The sequence below is a fragment of the Burkholderia sp. FL-7-2-10-S1-D7 genome (genome assembly GCF_001524185.1).
Lineage (GTDB): Bacteria > Pseudomonadota > Gammaproteobacteria > Burkholderiales > Burkholderiaceae > Burkholderia > Burkholderia diffusa.
This window is the reverse complement of the sequence record NZ_LOWY01000094.1, coordinates 1-16984: the sequence shown is the minus strand read 5'-3', so window position 1 is coordinate 16984 and position 16984 is coordinate 1. Positions and strand designations below refer to the sequence as shown.

Sequence of the window (16984 nt, the reverse complement as noted above, 5' to 3'; positions counted from 1 at the left end):
GAGGGAAGAGACGGAGCACGTGCCTTGTCATCTTCTGCCCAGACAGAGAAATAAGCGAATGCTTAACCTAGACATGGGGGCCTCCGCACTCAGCAGTCCGGTTCGTCGGGCTTCGGGCAGCCGGTGTCGCCGGGCCCGTTGGCGATGAACCGCTGCAACAGGCCGGTGAGCAGCGCGAGTTCGTCGGCCGAAAAGCCGGCAAGCTGCGCGTTCAGCGCGGTCGCGATCAGCGACGGCAGCGCGCGGGCCGCTTCGGCGCCGCGTTCGGTGAGCGTCAGCTCGATCACGCGGCGGTCCTGTTCGCTGCGCGAGCGTGCGATCAGGCCCTTGCGCTCGAGACGGTCGAGCATCCGGGTCATCGAGCCGCTGTCGTACGACATCTTGCGCGACAGCTCGAACGGCGTGCGCGCATAGCCACGCGACAACAGCAGGATCACGCCGATCTGCTGCGCGGTGAGGTCGTACGGCTCGAGTGCGCGGTCCATTCGCTCGACGAGCGCCTGCCGAGCCTTGGTCAGGTAGTAACCGAGGCTCGTTTCCAGTGCGATGGTGTCGGGATCGTAGAGGCCGCCGTTCATGCGAATTACGCGCGCAGCAATAGTGCGTTTCAGGTCAAAACGCGCCCAGTATCTTGAAAAATGATTGCTTAGTCAATATTATTTCAGGCAACCAGTTACGACGTGCATGTTGCACTGCCGGAGACGATGTTCTGACCGCTTAGCCCGCGCTGCCGGGCACCCGAGGATGTTCGCGATGCTGTTCCTGAAAAATGCCGCCGGCGCGCTGCGCCGCAACCTGACCGATACCGCTCATCATGTGTTCTCCGGGCCGCACCGCGGCTGGAAGATCGCACTGTACGTGACGATGCTGGTGGTGCCGGGCGGATCGCTCGCGGCGCTCGGGTTCGCATGGTTCGATCATCGCCGGCAGCGCAACGCGAAGCACACCGCCCGCCGCACGAGCCAGCCGGCGGCAACGGAGCCGTCGACATGGCAGTCCGCCGCCGCCGATCCGGTGCCGGTACCGGTGCACTGCCACTGACACTGACACCGCACCCCCCCGTCATCCGGACTGAACGCCGGCTGCCTCCCCGCGGCCCGGCGCCGTCCGCGCCGCATTCGTTGCCCGTCCCGCGCGCAAGCGATCCGTAATGACCGGTAAACCGTCCGTCCGCGCCGGTAACACATTCGTGCCGCCGCGCACCGTACCCTTAGGGCTGCGCAGCTTTCCCGCCGTCAGTTACCATTTGTCCGCCAGCGGCACAACGACCGCATCACGCGACGCCGCTCGCTGGCCGTCGCGCCCAGACAGGAATACCACGATGCCGTACGCCCCCCTCCCGCGCGCCCTTCGCCCGCTGAGCGCCGCCGTCGCCGTTGCGACGGCCGTGCTGCTCGCCGGCTGCGCCGTCGGGCCCGACTATCACCGGCCCGACACGTCGATCCCCGCCGCCTTCAAGGAAGCGCCGGCTGGGTGGAAGGTCGCGCAGCCCGCCGACCGGACCGACCGCGGTCCGTGGTGGACGGTCTACAACGATCCGCAGCTCGACGCGCTGATTGGCAAGCTCAACACATCGAACCAGACCATCGCGCAATCGGCCGCCGCGTACCGGCAGGCCCGCGCGCTCGTCGCCGAAGCGCGTGCCGCGTACTTCCCGACCGTCGGGCTGACCGCGTCGGGCTCGCGCTCCCGCACGGGGCGCACGTCCACGTCGAGCACGTCGGGTTTCGGCAGCAGCTCGTCGATCGGCAACAGCTACAGCGTCGGTCTCGATGCGAGCTGGGAGCCCGACCTGTGGGGCAAGGTGAGCCGCAGCGTCAGCGCGCAGCGCGCCGGCGAGGCAGCCGCCGCGGCCGATCTCGCGAACGCGCGGCTGTCGCAGCAGGCGCTGCTCGCGCAGACCTACTTCCAGCTGCGCACGTCCGATGCGCTGCAGAAGCTGCTCGACGACACCGTGAAGTCGTACGGCGAATCGCTGAAGCTCACACAGAACCAGTACGCGCAGGGCGTCGCCGCGCGCGCGGACGTGATCCAGGCGCAGACGCAACTGCAGAGCGCGCAGGCCGCGTCGATCGACAACGGCGTCGCGCGCGCGCAGTACGAGCATGCGATCGCGACGCTGATCGGCGAACCGGCCTCGACGTTCTCGCTGCCGCCGAGCCCGCTCTCGGCGGAACCGCCGATCATGCCGGTCGACGTACCGTCCGCGCTGCTCGAGCGCCGGCCCGACATCGCGGCGGCCGAGCGCCGCGCGGCGGCCGCGAACGAGCAGATCGGCGTCGCGATCGCCGCGTTCTTCCCGACGCTCACGCTGTCGGCCACCGGCGGCTTCCAGAGCTCGGTGTGGTCGCAGCTGTTCACGCTGCCCGCGCGATTCTGGACGGTCGGCCCGCAGCTCGCGGCGACGCTGTTCGACGCCGGCCTGCGCGCCGCGCAGACCGATGCCGCGCGCGCGACCTACGACCAGGACGTCGCCGCGTACCGCCTCGCGGTGCTCAACGCATTCCAGGACGTCGAGGACAACCTCGCGTCGCAGCGCATCCTCGCGCAGGAAGTCGACGTGCAGCGGCAGGCCGTCGACAGCGCCGAGCACGCGCTCGCGATCGTCACGAACCAGTACAAGGCCGGCACGGTCGCCTACCTGAACGTGCTGAGCGCGCAGACCACCGCGTTTACCGCGCAGCAGAAGCTCGCGACGATCGGCGGGCAGCGGATGGTGTCGTCGGTCGGGCTCGTAAAGGCGCTCGGCGGCGGCTGGGATGCGTCGGACATGGCGCGCGAAACGGGCGACGTGGCGGCGCCCGCACCGGTGCCGGCATCCGCTGCGGCAGCGCCGGCCGCAACCGCACCGTCGGCTGCCGCACCGCTCGCGCAGAAGTAAGACGGGAAAAGGCGAGCACGGCGCGCGTCAGCGCACCGCCTCACCGAAGATCAGCGACACCTCGTTGTTGCCGATCGGATGGCCGAGCAGGTTCAGCAGCCCGGCGAGGTTCGCCTGCTGCTCGGGCGCCGCATGCGCGGTGCCGCGAAACGAACCCTGGCCGGGACCGAAGGTGCCGTGCCCGTCGAGGAATAGCGGGCCCTGCGTCGTCGACAGGTCGAGATCGGCGTCCGCCCCCTTCGCCTGCAGCACCGCCCGGTACGACCCGAGCGGCTTCACGCGCGACACGCGCGAACTCATCGAATCGATCGTCACCGTCAACTGGCCGAACGCGTTGTTGCCGATCATCCGCCAGTCGGTCCAGCGGAGCCGCACGTCACCCTGCAGGTCGAGCGTGTTGAATGGCGTGCCGAGCCCGGCGAGCAGCGACGCGGGCACGGCCATCGAGCCGGCCGACAGCACCGCGCCGCGCCACGTTGCGTCGAGCGTGACGGCGTCGGGCATCGCCTCGGTCTGCCGCATGCGCATCTGCACGCGCCCGGTGAGGAGCGGCCAGAAGCCCGTGGTCCACTCGACCCGGCCCGGCAGCAGCGTCGCCGCGCTCTGGTCCGCGCCCGGCGCGAGCATCAGCGTGCCCGAACCGTGCCACAGCGATCCGTCCGGATCGACGAGATTGACGTGCCCGCCGGTCGCGCGCGCGAACTGCGGGGCGATCCAGGCCGCAGGCGCGAGCGCGACGAGCGTCAGCGCCGTCGCAAGCGCGCCTGCCACCACCCACGGCAATGCGGCGACGAGCCGCCGGATCCCTGGCCTCATCGGCCGACCGTCGCTTGTTTCATCCACTGCGTCATTTCTGCGTCGAGGGTTGCATCACGGCCGTCAGGTCGACCTGGCCGTCTTCCTTCAGCGCGGTCACGTGCGCTTCGCCGACCTGCACCTTGAACTGCCGGCGCGCGTCGTCGAGCCACTGCGTCCACACCGGGAACGGCACGTTCTTCATCTGGACCTGCACGCCGTTGCCGACGACCTGCACCTGCGCGCCCTGCAGCCCGTGATCGGACAGCGACGCGGTGAGCGCGTCCTTCAGCGCCAGGCCGGTCGGCGCGACGCCTTGCGCGGCGGCCGTCAGCGACTTCGCCTCGGTGGCCTGCGCGGTCATCTGCGCGAGCTCGCGGCGCATCGTCGGCAGCTCGCGGCGGATCCGCGCACGGCCTTCCTGCGCGGGCGACCACAGCACCGAATACGCGATCGCGACGGCCAGCACGGCGCCGCCCCAGCCGAGCAGCGTCCGCTCGCGGGGCGTGCGTTCGCCCCAGAACTGCGCAAGCGTCTGGTTCAGTTGTTCGGTCTTCATGAGCGGCTCCGGATCGTCCATTTGCCGGTGCTGCTGTCGACTTCGCCGGACAGCCCGTTGCGCGCGAGACGCTGCGGGAAATCAGGGTCGACCTTGACCTCCGGCTTGAAGCCGACGTCGAGCCGCCGGTCGTGATAATCGAGCGAAGCGATTCCGTTCAGCGGCAGCGCGCCCATCGAACGCGACAACCCGCTCGACAACGCGAGGAAATCGTTCGGCGACAGCTCGCCCGCCGCGAGGCGCAGCTGGTCGAGCTGACGCTGCATCTGCGCGGGCGGATCGAGCACCGTCGTCGTCTTCGGAAAGGCCGACAGCAGCGTCTCGGTGATCTGCGCGGACAGCGCGTCGCGCTCACGCGACAGCTTCCACCAGTGCAGGTTCATCCCGATCACCGCGACGCCAAGCGTGGCCGCGACGAGTGCGATCGGCACGCGCAGACGCTTCACCGTCGCGCGGTCGAAGCGCCACGGCTGGGATTCGAATTCGAACTGGCACAGATCGAAGCGCTCGGTCAGCGCACGCCGCGCGAATGCGTCGAACGACAGCGATTGCGCGCCCGGCAGCAGCGGACCGTCGGCACGTCCGACGGACGCGAGGCGCGGCTCCGCACCCGGTTCGCCGAGTTCGTACAGCTCGACGTCGCCACCACCGGCGAGCGCGGCCAGCGTGCCGCCCGCGCGTGATGCCGGCGCCGCGAAACCTTCGCCGAGCGCACCGCGCGCGATCGCAAGCTCGAGACGCGGCGCACCGGCCGCGGCCGGCAGCGCGCCGGCTTCCACGAGCGCGGGTTCGACCGTCGTCGCGAGGCCGAGCACCGCGGCCACCGCCGTCGGGCGGCGGGGCGGCTCGTCCGCCGCCGTGATCGCGTCGGCCGGCGCGGCCTCACCGTCGGCAGGCGCAGCGTCCGCCGCCGGCGCCCGCGGCGCGGGCAGGCAGCGCGTCGCGGGCACGGCGCTCACGTGCCGGTGGCCGGCCGCGGCGAACGCGTCGCAGATCGCGCGGAACCAGGCGCGATCGACGACGGCCAGCACGCGGCGGCCGTCGGGCAGCGGAACCGGATCGAGCGCGATATGGCAGCCGAGCGGATCCTGGATCAGCTGGTCCTCGACGATGTTGGGCAGCGCCTGGCGCAGTTTCGGCCCCTTGAGCGGCGGCACGGTCGCGGCCAGCAGCAGCACGTCGCGCGCGGCGACGATCAGCACCGTCGCGTTCGCGCGCGGCAGCAGCGCGAGCGCGGCGCGGCCCGCGCGCTGCACCTGGCCGGCCTTGTCCACGAGCGTGAACGGCAGCTCGGGCCACTGCCATTCCTGCAACGGCACGGCCGGCTCGCGCGGCGGCAAAGAAACAATCAGCGTGCTCAAGAGCTCCTCTCCCGAATGGCGTCGTTATAGCTGGTCGCGGATGCGCACGACCCGCGTCGAGTGCGTGGTCGAATCACGATACACGAGCGAGGTGCGATCGACCTCCGCGCGATCGTGCTGAATCCGGCCATGCACGATGAAATAACTCGAATTGACGTCGACGAGGCTCGAGTCGATCGTCACGTTCGGCGCGCCGGCACCGCGCAGCGCGAGCTGCACGTCGCCGACGTTACGGAAAAACACGGTCTCGCGGCGCGCCACGAGTGCCTGCGCGGACGACACGCTCATCCCCGGCACCAGCGCCGCGATCACCTCGGCGGGCGCGGTGTTCATGTTCACCGGCGTGGTGGTCGGCAGCACGGTGACGAACGGGCGCAGCCGCGCGACCATCTCGGGCGTCACGCCGTCGACGTCGAGCAGGCTGTCGACGCCGGTCATCACGAGCGGCGCGGGCCCGCGATCGCCGTCGGACATTCCCGGTTCGTCGGTGATGTTGCCGGTCATGTCGCCGCCGGGCACCGGCGCGGTCGCGGCCGTACCGGCGCCAGGCAGCGTCGGCGTCTGGAAGCGCGTCGCCGAATGCATCAGGCCCGCGCGCATCTGCAGCGCGATCCGCTTCGCGAGCGCGCCGTCGTAGCCGAGCGTCGTCAACAGCCGCTGAAACGCCTGGAGCTGCATCACGTTGAGCTGCAGCACGCCGGGCGCCGGCGACGACACGAGGTTGCGCAGGTTGTACTTCGCCTGCGCGTCCTCGATCGATCCGGAGATGTAGGTGTCTTCGCCGCCGCTGTCGTTCGGCGCGCCGATCCGGCCGAGGAAGTCGGACAGCTTGGTCTTCGCGATCGGCACGGCCCAGATCCCGCCGAGATAGGTGATGCCGGGCGCCGTGTCGCCTTCGGAACGCAGGATCATGCGCGTCCAGTCGAGCGCGCCGCGCGCGACCCACTGCGCCTGCGCGATCACGCGCTGGTTCTCGATGCGGCGAATCTGCACCTGCTGACGCCACAGCATCCCCGACACGAGGATCGCCGACAGCGCGACGACGAGCAGCGCCGTAATGATCGCCGCGCCGCGCTCGCGGCGCGTGCGTGCATGCGCGCTTGCGCTGCCGCCAGCGGCGAACCGGGTACGGTGAGGGCGCGCGCGCATCGTCATTCCCCGACGAGGAAGATGCGCGTGACGGGCACGCGCAGCGACGTCGCACCGATGCTGACCTGCAGCCCCGTCACCGCGCGCGCCGGCGGCGCGTTGCCGATCTGCGGCACCTTCAGCGCATCGTTGTTCTGCGACAGCGCGTCGCTGGCCGCCTGCAGGTTGGTGGTCCAGCCGACGCGCGGCACGTACAGCTTCGCGTCGATCGCACCGACGCCGCCCATCAGCGCGACCCAGCTCCAGCCGTCGACGCTGCTGTCCTTCAGCGCGTCGCGCAGGCGGTTCGCGTCGTCGAGCGGCGGCGACGCATAGCGCACGACACGCCCGCCGGCGATCCGGTAGCGGACCACCTGCAGCCGTGGCGCGGCGCCCGGCACGTCGAGTTCGCGGACGATCTGCAGCGTGTTGCCGGCGACGCCGATGGCCGGCTGGCCGGCTTCGTCGTCGGTGGCGGCGAGCCGCGCGTCGATGCGCATCTGGTCGAACATCTGCGCGAAGATGCGCTCGTCCTCCATCGCGGACGCGACCTTGTCGCGGCCGCGCATGATCTGGTCGAGCCCGCGCCACGACAGGATCGCGACCACCGCGAGGATCGCGATCGCAATCATCAGTTCGATCAGCGTGAAGCCGCGCACGCGGCGCGAGCCGACGGAACGCACGGGCCGGCGCCGCATCGGCACGTCAGAGCGGACGGCTGGTTTCATTCGCGACCACCGTCACCATTTGCGCGAGCACGCCGGCGTGCCCCGGCATGCTCACCGACACCTGCACGCGCCGGAACACCGGGTTCGGCGTCGTCCTCACGCGCTGCGTGCAGACGAGCTGCACGTTGCCTTGCGAGCAGTCGAAACTCTGCTCGCCGACCTCCGGCCACGCATGCGTGAGCCGCAACTGCGCGAGGGCGTTGTCGGCACTCCAGCCGGCGAGCAGCCGGCGATGGAGATCGGACGCATTGGTCGCCATCGTGCCGACCGCGCGGATCGACGCGGCGAGCGCGACCGCGATGATCGCGAGCGCGACCAGCACCTCGATCATCGTGAAGCCTCGGGAAGCAGCCGGGAAGGGCAGGCGACGACGCATCGTCATTGCACCTCGTAGCGGCCGTTGCCGGTGCCGACGATCGTCGCGCTGCCCACCGCGGAATGCAGCGTCACGCGCACCGGCGTGTCGACGCTTTCGATGCCGAACACGACGCGGCTCGCGCGTGCGTCGGATCCGGGGTAGTCGATATCGGCGCCGGTGACGCCGCCGTCCCAGTCGCGCGGGCGCAGCACGTCGTCGTGCAGCGTGCGCCAGCCGTCGGGCGAGCTCACGTCGAAACGGAAGCCGTGCGCGGTCGGCTGCCACGCGATCGGGCGCGCGCGCACCTGCGCTTCGTCGCCGGCCGTTTCGAACAGCAGCGCGATGCGCTGCGCTTCCTCGCGCAGATCGGTGCGCGGATTGCGCGTGAGCGACAGCGACGCGAGCGACACCAGCAGGCCCGCGATCACGAGCACGACCAGCATCTCGAGCAGCGTGAAGCCGCGCGCACGCGCCGCAGTCACGGCCACACCGCGACGAACGCGACCGTCGCGGGCATCGCGGCAAGCGGCGCGCAAGGGCGTGCGAAGGGCGGGCATGAAATGAGGAACGGGGAGAACGTCGGTCCGGTCAGCGCAGGCTTACTGCCACGAACCGATGTCGGAGTCGTTGTTCTCGCCGCCTTCCTTGCCGTCGGCGCCGTAGCTGAACACGTCGATCTCGCCGTGCACGCCCGGGTTCAGGTACTTGTACCCGTTGCCCCACGGATCGTTCGGCAGGCGCTCGAGGTAGCCGCCGTCCTTCCAGTTGTTCGGGATCGGATCGGTGGTCGGCTTCTGGATCAGGGCGTTCAGGCCCTGCTCCTGGGTCGGATAGCGGCCGTTGTCGAGACGGTACAGCTTGAGCGCCTGCATGATCGTGCCGATGTCCTGCTTCGCGGCGATACGGCGCGCCTCGTCGGGACGGCTCATGATCTTCGGCACGATCAGTGCCGCGAGGATCCCGAGGATCGCGACCACCACCATGATCTCGATCAGCGTGAAACCGCGCTGACGGCGCACGGCCGCATTGCGGCGAGTGATCCACGTTTGCATGACTGACTACCTCTTTCCAAAAAATATCGTCGATTGAGTGACGCACCCCGCGGATCGCGGCATGCCTGCCTGACGGCAAGCTTCCGATACCCCGGGCGCGGAGCACGCATTGTAAGGCGCGCATTGCCGAGGGCTTTCACCCAACGCAAATTTCATATACATCCGTACAATAGCGCGCATGAACGCGCTCTCGATCCGGATCCTCTCCCTAGCCCTCTTCGCGGGTTTGTGCGCGACGGCCACCTACTGGGTCGTCACGCTGTCGGCCCGCGAAGCGCCGCTGCCCGCCGCCGCCGCGCGGATGCCGATCCGCACCGAGGACGCCGCCGCACTCTTCGGCGGACAGCTCGACAAGAATCCCGTGCAGGACATCCACCTGTTCGGCATTCTCGCGCTCGCTCATGGCGGCGCCGCGATCGTCGGCGTCGGCGGCGAACCGCCGCGTGCCGTGTCGCTCGGCGCGGAAGTCACGCCCGGCGCGAAGCTCGCCGAAGTCCGCAGCCGCTCGATCATCGTCGACCGCAACGGCGCCCGCGCCGAAATCCAGCTCCCCGCGAACACGCCGTCCCCCGCGATCTACATGCGTTGAACGGCGGCGGCCCGACCGACGCTCGGGCCGTCACTGCACCATGTTGTTCAGCTCGATGATCGGCAGCATCACGGCCAGCACGATCACGAGCACGATGCCGCCCATCGCGAGGATCAAGAGCGGCTCGAGCAGGCTCGTCAGGAACATCGTGCGCCGCTCGAGTTCGCGCGCCTCGCCTTCCGCCGCGCGATCGAGCATCGTCGTCACGTCGCCCGTCGCTTCGCCTGAACGGATCAGGTGCACGAGCACCGGCGGAAACGTCTTCACGTTGTTCAGCGCGCGCGACAGCGCGGAGCCTTCGCGCACGCGCACGATCGCATCGTCGATGTTCGCGCGCATCGCGCGGTTCGACAGCGTCTCGCCGGCCGCCTGCAGCGCGCGCAGGATCGGCACGCCGGCTGCGGTCAGGATGCCGAGCGTGCTCGCGAAGCGCACCGTGTTGTAGCCGCGCACGAGCTTGCCCGCGAGCGGCGCGGTCAGCACCCAGCGGTCGAACGCGAGCCTGGGCCCGTCGCGCGACAGCGTCGCCTTCACGAACCACACGACGAGCGCGACCGCGATCAGGATCGCCCACCACCAGTGCCGCACGAATTCCGACAGCGCCATCATCACGACGGTGAGGATCGGCAACTGCTGCTTCGTGCTCGCAAACACGTTGACGACCTGCGGCACCACGTAGCTCAGCAGGAACGTCACGATGCCGAACGCGATCAGCGTGACGATCCCCGGATACGTGAAGGCCAGCAGGATCTTCTGCTTGAGCGCGTTGCTCTGCTCGATGTAGTCGGCCAGGCGCGACAGCACGATGCCGAGCTTGCCCGTGTGCTCGCCGGCCGCGACGAGCGCGCGGTAGATTTCCGGGAAATCGCGCGGATGCTGGCCCAGCGCATTCGCGAGCGAATGGCCGCCGAGCACCTCGGCGCGGATCGCAGCCATCAGTTCGCGGATGTAGTCGCGTTCGGCCTGCTCGGTGAGCACGCCGAGCGCCTCGTCGAGCGGCAGCCCCGCGATCAGCAGGCTCGCGAGCTGGCGCGTGAGGATCGCCTGCTCGCGCTGCGACAGCTTGCGGCCGAACGCGAGGCGCTGCGAGCGCGCGCCGCGGGTCGCGCTGGCGGCCGGCTCGACGACGAGCGGCGTGAGCCCCTGCGTGCGCAGCTGGCCGCGCGCGGCACGCGCGCTGTCGGCATCGATGACGCCTTTCTGCGCGTGTCCCGCCGCATCGATCGCTTCGAAACGGAATGCCGGCATCGCGCTATGCGCCTCCCGTCACGCGCAGCACTTCCTCGAGCGACGTCGCGCCGGCCGCGAGCCAGCGTTCGGCGTCGTCGCGCAGCGTGCGCATCCCTTCCGCGCGGCCTGCGGCGAGAATCTCCGCATCGGCCGCGTTGCGATGGATCAGCGAGCGGATCGCGTCGTCGACCAGCAGCAGCTCGTATACGCCGCGCCGGCCCGCGTAGCCCGAATGCCCGCACTTGTCGCAGCCGACCGGATGCCACAGCGTGCGGCCATCCTCGTGCCGCTCTTCCTTGCAGACGGGGCAGAGCTGCCGCACCAGGCGCTGCGCGAGCACGCCGAGCAGCGACGATGCGAGCAGGTACGGCTCGACGCCCATGTCGGTCAGACGCGTGACGGCCGATGCCGCATCGTTCGTGTGCAGCGTCGCGAGCACGAGGTGGCCCGTCAGCGACGCCTGCACCGCGATCTGCGCGGTTTCGAGGTCGCGAATTTCGCCGATCATGATCACGTCCGGATCCTGGCGCAGGATCGAGCGCAGCGCGCGGGCAAAGGTCATCCCGATCCGCTCGTTCACCTGCGTCTGGCCGATGCCGCCGAGGTCGTACTCGATCGGGTCCTCGACGGTCATGATGTTGGTCGTCGCGGTTTCGAGCCGCGACATCGACGCATACAGCGTCGTCGTCTTGCCCGAGCCCGTCGGGCCCGTGACGAGCACGATGCCGTGCGGTCGCGCAATCAGCTTGTCGAACTGGACGAGCGTGTCGCGGCCCATCCCGAGCGCTTCGAGATTCAGCCGCTTCGCATCCTTTTCCAGCAGACGCAGCACCGCGCGCTCGCCGTGCCCGGTCGGCAGCGTCGACACGCGCACGTCGACCGGCCGGCCGCCGACGCGCAGCGTGATGCGGCCGTCCTGCGGCAGGCGTTTCTCGGCGATGTCGAGCTGCGCCATGATCTTGATCCGCGAGATCAGCGCGCCGTGCAGCGCCTTCTTCGGGCGCACGACGTCGCGCAGCGTGCCGTCGACGCGAAACCGCACGACCGATGCGTTCTCGAACGGCTCGATGTGAATGTCCGACGCCTGTTCGCGCGCCGCTTGCGTGAGCAGCGCATTGATCATCCGGATGATCGGCGCGTCGTCTTCCGATTCGAGCAGATCCTCGACTTCGGGGATGTCCTGCATCAGCCGCGACAGATCGACTTCGCCTTCGACCTCGCCGACCACCTGCGCGGCGCTGCCGTCCTGGCGCGCGTAGGCCTGGTTGATCGCCTGCGCGAGCTCGTCGGCCGGCACGCGGTGCACGGAGATCGAGCCGAAGTTGCGCGCGATCTCCGCGAGCGCGGCGTCGCTCGTGCGTTCGCTGATCCACACCTCGAGCGTGTCGTCGAGCTGGTGCGCGATCAGCACCTGGCCGCTCTTCGCGAAGCCGTACGGCAACAGGCGCGCGGCGAGCGGCGACGGCGGCTGCCGTTCGCCCGGCGCGCCGTCGTGGGCGGAGGACGCGAGCACGTCCGTCACTGCGAGGCTCCCGGCGTGGCGGTCAGCGGTTGTTGCGGCACCAACTGCTGCGGCACGCTCTGCGGCTGCGCGGGCATCGCCTCCGGCAACGGCTGAGCCGGAACAGGCGCCACCTGGCGCTGCATCTGCTGGCGACGCATCTTGTCGAGGTCGAACAGGTTCCCGGCGGGCGTGCCGCCCTGGCTCGGACCGAGCGGCATCGGCGGGACGATCGGATCGTCCTTGTCGCGGATCACGTTGTTGTCCGACTTGTACGCGCCCGTCACGCCCTGGATGTAGTCGTAGCGGTTGGCCGTGACTTGCTGCGCGGTGCTGCGATCGGAGATGATCACCGGGCGCAGGAACACCATCAGGTTGGTTTTCGCGCGCACCTTCGATTCCGAACGGAACAGCTGGCCGATCCACGGAATGTCGCCGAGCAGCGGGACCTTGCTGTTCGATACCTGGTAGTTGTCCTGCATCAGGCCGCCGAGCACGATGATCTCGCCGTTGTCGGCCAGGATCGTCGACTGGATCGAGCGCTTCGTGAAGGTCGGGCCGGTCTGAGCGTTGGTGGTACCGCTGACGACCGCCGAATCCTCCGTGTAGAGCTGCAGCTTCAGAATCCCGCCGTCGGTGATCTGCGGCTTCACGTGCAGCGTCAGGCCGACGTCGCGGCGGTCGTAGGTATTGAATGCGTTGCTCGTCGTGCCGCTCGTCAGGTTCGAATACGAACCGGTCGCGATCGGCACGTTCTGGCCGACGACGATCTTCGCTTCTTCGTTGTCGAGCGTGATCAGGTTCGGCGTCGACAGCACGTTCGCGTCGCTCACGCCCGCGAAATACTGCAGCAGCGCGCCGAGGCCCTGCACGCCGAACATGTTGTGCAGCCAGCCGATGTTGAGGCCCGGGGCGAGCGAAGCGAGGTTGGCCGCCAGGCCGGGCCCGGTGCTGCCCGCCGCGCCCGTCGTCAGGTTGACGATACTGTTACCCAGGCCGAGCTGAGGGCTCAGGTTCGTGCCGCCGAGAAACTGGCCGCTCGCGACCTGCCACTGGATGCCGAGGTTGCCCTGCGTCGTCGAGTTCAGCTCGACGATCAGCGCTTCGATATAGACCTGCGCACGCCGTGCGTCGAGCTGGTCGATCACCGAGCGCAGGTTCCGGTAGACCGGATCGGACGCCGTGATGATCAGCGAGTTGGTGGCCGCGTCGGCCTGGATCATCCCGCCCGGCTGGTTGTCGTCGCCCTTGTCCTTGTCGCCGCCGAGCAGGCCGCCGCTGCCGATCCCGCCGCTGCCCGACGCGCCGCTGCCGTACGACGATGACGACGAACCGCCGAGGCCGCCCGACGGCAGCGGCGGGGTGCCCGACGTGCCGGTCGAGAAGTTGCCGCTCGACGACGAGCCGCCGCCCTGGTTGAAGCTGTTCGCGTCGTTGGACGACGCCGATGAGCCGCTGTCGTTGCTGCTCTTGCCGAGCATCCCGCGCAGCGTCTTCGCGAGCTTCACCGCGTCGGCATTGCGCAGCGGCACGACGTGCATGTTGCCCGGCACGGCGCTCGGCGCATCGAGCTGCTGCACGAGGCGCTTCGCCGCCGCGAGGCGCGATGCGCTCGATGCGCGCAGCATCAGCGAGTTGGTGCGCGGGTCGGCCGTGACCGACACCTTCAGCGTCGCGTCGCTGTTGCCGATCGCGCCGGGGTCGAGCATCTTCTGGAGCTGCGCGGCAAGGTCGATCGCGTTCGCGTTGCGCAGCGGCACGACCTGAACCTGCGCGCCCGCGGCGCTGTCGACACCCGAGATGATCTGCGCGATGCGGCGCACGTTGTCCGCGTAGTCGGTGACGACGATCGTGTTGTTCGCCGGGTAGGCGGTGACCGTGTTGTTCGGCGAAATCAGCGGCCGCAGCACCGGCAGCAGGTTGTTGGCCGATTCGTTGCGCAGCTCGAACACCTGCGTGATGATCTGGTCGCCGCGCGCCTGCGGCGCATTGCCGACATAGGTCGGCACGCCCTGCAGCTTCGCATCGGCCTCCGGCACGACCTTCAGCACGCCGTGATCCTGCACCAGCGCGAAGCCCTGCATGCGCAGCGCCGACTGCAGCGTCTTCAGCGCCTGGTCTTCCGGCACCGACCGTTCGGCCACGAGATTGAGCTGCCCCTTCACGCGGGGGTCGACGATGATCGTCTTGCCGGTTGCGGCGCCGATCGCCTTGGCGACCTGGTCGATATCCGCATTGACGAAATTGAGCGTGACCTGAGCGTAGGCGGCCTGCGAGACGATGATGCCGGCGATCATCAGAGTCGTGGCGATGCGCCGCATAACGAAGCGATTTCTTGTCATGGATGAATGGGTCGATGCCGGCTCAGGCCACTTCCGGCGGTAGTGCTGGGATCCAAGTCCTAAAGGCGCGACATTAGCAGTTTTTCATGTCCGAAATATCACATTGATCCGAGGACTGTCTCACATACGACATGTCTCCGGCACACCGTATGCAAGATGTAATATTCCCGCAACGCCCCGGCATTCGGGCCATTGCCGTCGTTTTGCGATGATTCGACACGAAAATGCGGTATAAACGGGCTGCCGCCTTTCGCCTGTCGCCACGCGACGGACTGTCTGTATGATACGGGCGGCGCGTTTCCAGTCGTACGAGTAACAGACACGGGTTTTCCCGATCCTTGCGTCATTTCCTTTTCGTTTCCGCAACATGAACAGACGGTTCGCTTCGATCGCGTTGATCGCCGCCGGCGTGTGGTTCGCCTGCGGAAACGCTCGCGCGGATTGTTTCGACGAGGCCGCCCGGTACCAGAAGGTCAATCCGCTGATCCTGCGCGCGATCGCGTGGCAGGAGTCGCGCAACCGGCCCGACGCGCTGAACAAGAATACGAACGGCTCGGTCGACTACGGCCTGATGCAGATCAATTCGATCCATCTGCCGACGCTGTCGCGCTACGGCATCGGCCGCGACACGCTGATGCAGCCGTGCAAGAACGTCTATATCGCCGCGTGGCACCTGCGCCAGAAGATGAATCGCTACGGCAACACATGGCAGGCCGTCGGCGCCTATCATTCTGAAACGCCGTCGCTACGCGACAAGTACGCGCGGCAGATCGCGTCGATCCTGGCGCAGTGGAAGCTGCTGCCGCCCGAGCAGTGACGCCGCGCCGCAGCGCCAGCTGATGCCGTGCCGCTCGGCCGACGCGCGTTTGATGCACAATGCGCATCTCACGCCGCGGTTTCGACCGGCTGCGGGCCGATCGCGCCCCGTCAGGGCGCCGCGGCCGCTTTTCCCTCTTTTCCGTTGGTGCAAATCGTTATGAATCCGGCAATGAACCAGCCGTTGTCCGTCACCGTGCTGTCCGGTTTTCTCGGCGCCGGCAAGACCACGCTGCTCAACCACATCCTCGCGAACCGCGCGGGCCTGAAAGTTGCCGTGATCGTCAACGATCTCGCTGCGGTCAACATCGACGCGTCGCTCGTGCGCGATGCGCAGGCGCTGTCGCACGTCGAGGAACGCCTCGTCGAGATGTCGAACGGCTGCATCTGCTGCACGCTGCGCGACGACCTGCTCGTCGAGATCCGCAATCTCGCGGCGGAAGGCCGCTTCGATGCGATCGTGATCGAATCGACCGGCATCGCGGAGCCGATGCCGATCGCCGAAACCTTCACGTTCGTCGACGACGACGGCGCGTCGCTGTCGAGCGTCGCGCGCCTCGACACGCTCGTCACCGTGGTCGACGCCTACAATTTCCTGCGCGACTACGGTTCCGACGACGCGCTCGCGACGCGCGGCATCGCCGCATCGGAAGAAGACGATCGCACGCTCGTCGAGCTGCTGATCGAGCAGATCGAATTCTGCGACGTGCTGGTGATCAACAAGGCCGACCTCGTCGGCGCGGACGAACTCGCGCGCCTGCAGCGCATCCTTGCGCGGCTCAACCCGCGCGCGCACCAGGTCGTGTCGACGTTCGGCAACGTGCCGCTCGACGAAGTGCTGAACACCGGCCGCTTCGATTTCGACGAAGCCGCGAACGCGCCGGGCTGGCTCACGTCGCTCGATCCCGAGTTCCACGATCCGCATCACGCGCACGTGCATGGCGAAGCCGACGAATTCGGCATCGGCAATTTTGTTTACCGCGCGCGCCGGCCGTTTCATCCGGCGCGACTCTGGGCGCTGCTGCATCAGGAGTGGCCGGGCGTGCTGCGCAGCAAGGGCTTCTTCTGGCTCGCGACGCGCAACGACATCGCCGGTTCGCTATCGCAGGCGGGCGGTGTGTGCCGGCATGGCCCGGCAGGTCTCTGGTGGGCCGCGCAGGATCGCGCGGAATGGCCGGACGACGACGAATTGCTCGCCGAAATTCGCACGGAGTGGCAGGGTGACCTCGACGACCGCTCGGTCGGCGATCGCCGTCAGGAACTCGTGCTGATCGGTATCGGCCTCGATGCCGACGCATGGCGCGCGAAACTCGACGCATGCCTGCTCACCGATGCGGAATTCGCGCTCGGCGCGGCGCAGTGGGCTGCGTTCGACGATCCGTTTCCGGTGTGGGATGTCGATGCGCATGACGACGAAGATCCCGGTGACACGCAGATCGTGCACGGGTAATACGCGGTAAAACTCGGCGAAGACGGTCAGCGAAAAGTAACCGTTAAATCTTGCAAGAGTGACGCGAACTGTGGCGAAAATGCCGCGCGCCCCCAACAAAAAACCCGCCTTCCGGCGTAATGCCGTTCAGTTAAGGTTCTTTCTGAGGAACCGGACAGCGTAACGAGCGGGACGGGACTTGACGGCCCGATCGC

Annotated in this window: 17 protein-coding genes; 5 read left to right on the top strand and 12 right to left on the bottom strand. The window is 68.5% G+C overall.

All coding sequences use genetic code 11. The annotated features are described in order from the left end of the window. Nucleotides 1-89: 89 nt before the first annotated feature. Nucleotides 90-578: a MarR family winged helix-turn-helix transcriptional regulator gene (locus WS75_RS27785; protein ID WP_059531315.1), complete on the bottom strand. Its 489-nt coding sequence runs from the start codon at nucleotides 576-578 to the stop codon at nucleotides 90-92. Nucleotides 579-753: 175 nt separating this feature from the next. Between WS75_RS27785 and WS75_RS27780 the strand changes: the two genes are divergently transcribed. Together WS75_RS27780 and WS75_RS27775 are read left to right on the top strand one after the other, a co-directional pair. Beyond that, the gene (locus WS75_RS27780) at nucleotides 754-1041 is read left to right on the top strand and encodes a multidrug ABC transporter ATPase (protein WP_082729769.1); all 288 of its coding nucleotides are present in this window, start codon (nucleotides 754-756) and stop codon (nucleotides 1039-1041) included. Nucleotides 1042-1321: 280 nt separating this feature from the next. Continuing rightward, nucleotides 1322-2881: an efflux transporter outer membrane subunit gene (locus WS75_RS27775; protein ID WP_059685364.1), complete on the top strand. Its 1560-nt coding sequence runs from the start codon at nucleotides 1322-1324 to the stop codon at nucleotides 2879-2881. A gap of 27 nt (nucleotides 2882-2908) precedes the next feature. On the opposite strand, the gene WS75_RS27770 is transcribed toward WS75_RS27775, so the two are convergent. Genes WS75_RS27770 through gspG form a run of 8 tightly spaced genes read right to left on the bottom strand, consistent with a single transcriptional unit; the run spans nucleotide 2909 to nucleotide 8862 of the window. Next, on the bottom strand, nucleotides 2909-3697 hold the full coding sequence (locus WS75_RS27770) for a type II secretion system protein N (protein ID WP_059685363.1): 789 nt from the start codon (nucleotides 3695-3697) through the stop codon (nucleotides 2909-2911). 31 nt (nucleotides 3698-3728) lie between these two features. Further along, nucleotides 3729-4235, bottom strand: coding sequence for a type II secretion system protein GspM (gene gspM / locus WS75_RS27765; RefSeq protein ID WP_059685421.1), 507 nt, complete (start codon nucleotides 4233-4235; stop codon nucleotides 3729-3731). Continuing rightward, nucleotides 4232-5596: a type II secretion system protein GspL gene (gene gspL / locus WS75_RS27760; RefSeq protein WP_059685361.1), complete on the bottom strand. Its 1365-nt coding sequence runs from the start codon at nucleotides 5594-5596 to the stop codon at nucleotides 4232-4234. The genes gspM and gspL overlap by 4 nt, the downstream gene beginning before the upstream one ends. A 24-nt stretch (nucleotides 5597-5620) precedes the next feature. Further along, the gene (gene gspK, locus WS75_RS27755) at nucleotides 5621-6745 is read right to left on the bottom strand and encodes a type II secretion system minor pseudopilin GspK (RefSeq protein ID WP_059685419.1); all 1125 of its coding nucleotides are present in this window, start codon (nucleotides 6743-6745) and stop codon (nucleotides 5621-5623) included. Between the two features lie 2 nt (nucleotides 6746-6747). After that, nucleotides 6748-7452 (bottom strand): PulJ/GspJ family protein, encoded by a 705-nt coding sequence (locus WS75_RS27750; protein WP_059685359.1) that lies wholly within the window; start codon nucleotides 7450-7452, stop codon nucleotides 6748-6750. After that, nucleotides 7430-7834, bottom strand: coding sequence for a type II secretion system minor pseudopilin GspI (gene gspI / locus WS75_RS27745; RefSeq protein WP_059685356.1), 405 nt, complete (start codon nucleotides 7832-7834; stop codon nucleotides 7430-7432). Before gspI ends, WS75_RS27750 begins: the two co-directional genes overlap by 23 nt. Next, nucleotides 7831-8367, bottom strand: a complete 537-nt coding sequence (locus tag WS75_RS27740; protein WP_082729767.1) for a GspH/FimT family pseudopilin — start codon at nucleotides 8365-8367, stop codon at nucleotides 7831-7833. The genes gspI and WS75_RS27740 overlap by 4 nt, the downstream gene beginning before the upstream one ends. A gap of 42 nt (nucleotides 8368-8409) precedes the next feature. After that, a complete protein-coding gene (gene gspG / locus WS75_RS27735) occupies nucleotides 8410-8862 on the bottom strand; it encodes a type II secretion system major pseudopilin GspG (protein WP_059448335.1) in 453 nt (150 codons plus the stop codon). Between the two features lie 178 nt (nucleotides 8863-9040). On the opposite strand from gspG, the gene WS75_RS27730 reads away from it, so the two are divergent. Next, the gene (locus tag WS75_RS27730; RefSeq protein ID WP_059685353.1) at nucleotides 9041-9451 is read left to right on the top strand and encodes a type II secretion system protein N; all 411 of its coding nucleotides are present in this window, start codon (nucleotides 9041-9043) and stop codon (nucleotides 9449-9451) included. A gap of 30 nt (nucleotides 9452-9481) precedes the next feature. Here the strand turns inward: WS75_RS27730 and gspF are convergent, their stop codons facing one another. The 3 genes from gspF to gspD are packed head-to-tail and all read right to left on the bottom strand — an operon-like array spanning nucleotide 9482 to nucleotide 14524. Further along, nucleotides 9482-10699 (bottom strand): type II secretion system inner membrane protein GspF, encoded by a 1218-nt coding sequence (gspF, locus tag WS75_RS27725; protein ID WP_059685351.1) that lies wholly within the window; start codon nucleotides 10697-10699, stop codon nucleotides 9482-9484. 4 nt (nucleotides 10700-10703) lie between these two features. Continuing rightward, a complete protein-coding gene (gspE, locus tag WS75_RS27720) occupies nucleotides 10704-12203 on the bottom strand; it encodes a type II secretion system ATPase GspE (protein WP_059685349.1) in 1500 nt (499 codons plus the stop codon). Then, on the bottom strand, nucleotides 12200-14524 hold the full coding sequence (gene gspD, locus WS75_RS27715; protein ID WP_059685347.1) for a type II secretion system secretin GspD: 2325 nt from the start codon (nucleotides 14522-14524) through the stop codon (nucleotides 12200-12202). Before gspD ends, gspE begins: the two co-directional genes overlap by 4 nt. Before the next feature lie 367 nt (nucleotides 14525-14891). Here gspD and WS75_RS27710 point away from each other — a divergent pair, with 367 nt between their 5' ends. Then, complete coding sequence (locus WS75_RS27710; RefSeq protein WP_059602140.1) at nucleotides 14892-15341, top strand: lytic transglycosylase domain-containing protein; 450 nt, start codon at nucleotides 14892-14894, stop codon at nucleotides 15339-15341. A 159-nt stretch (nucleotides 15342-15500) separates the two neighbouring features. Continuing rightward, nucleotides 15501-16790: a GTP-binding protein gene (locus tag WS75_RS27705; RefSeq protein ID WP_059685345.1), complete on the top strand. Its 1290-nt coding sequence runs from the start codon at nucleotides 15501-15503 to the stop codon at nucleotides 16788-16790. Nucleotides 16791-16984: the final 194 nt, after the last annotated feature.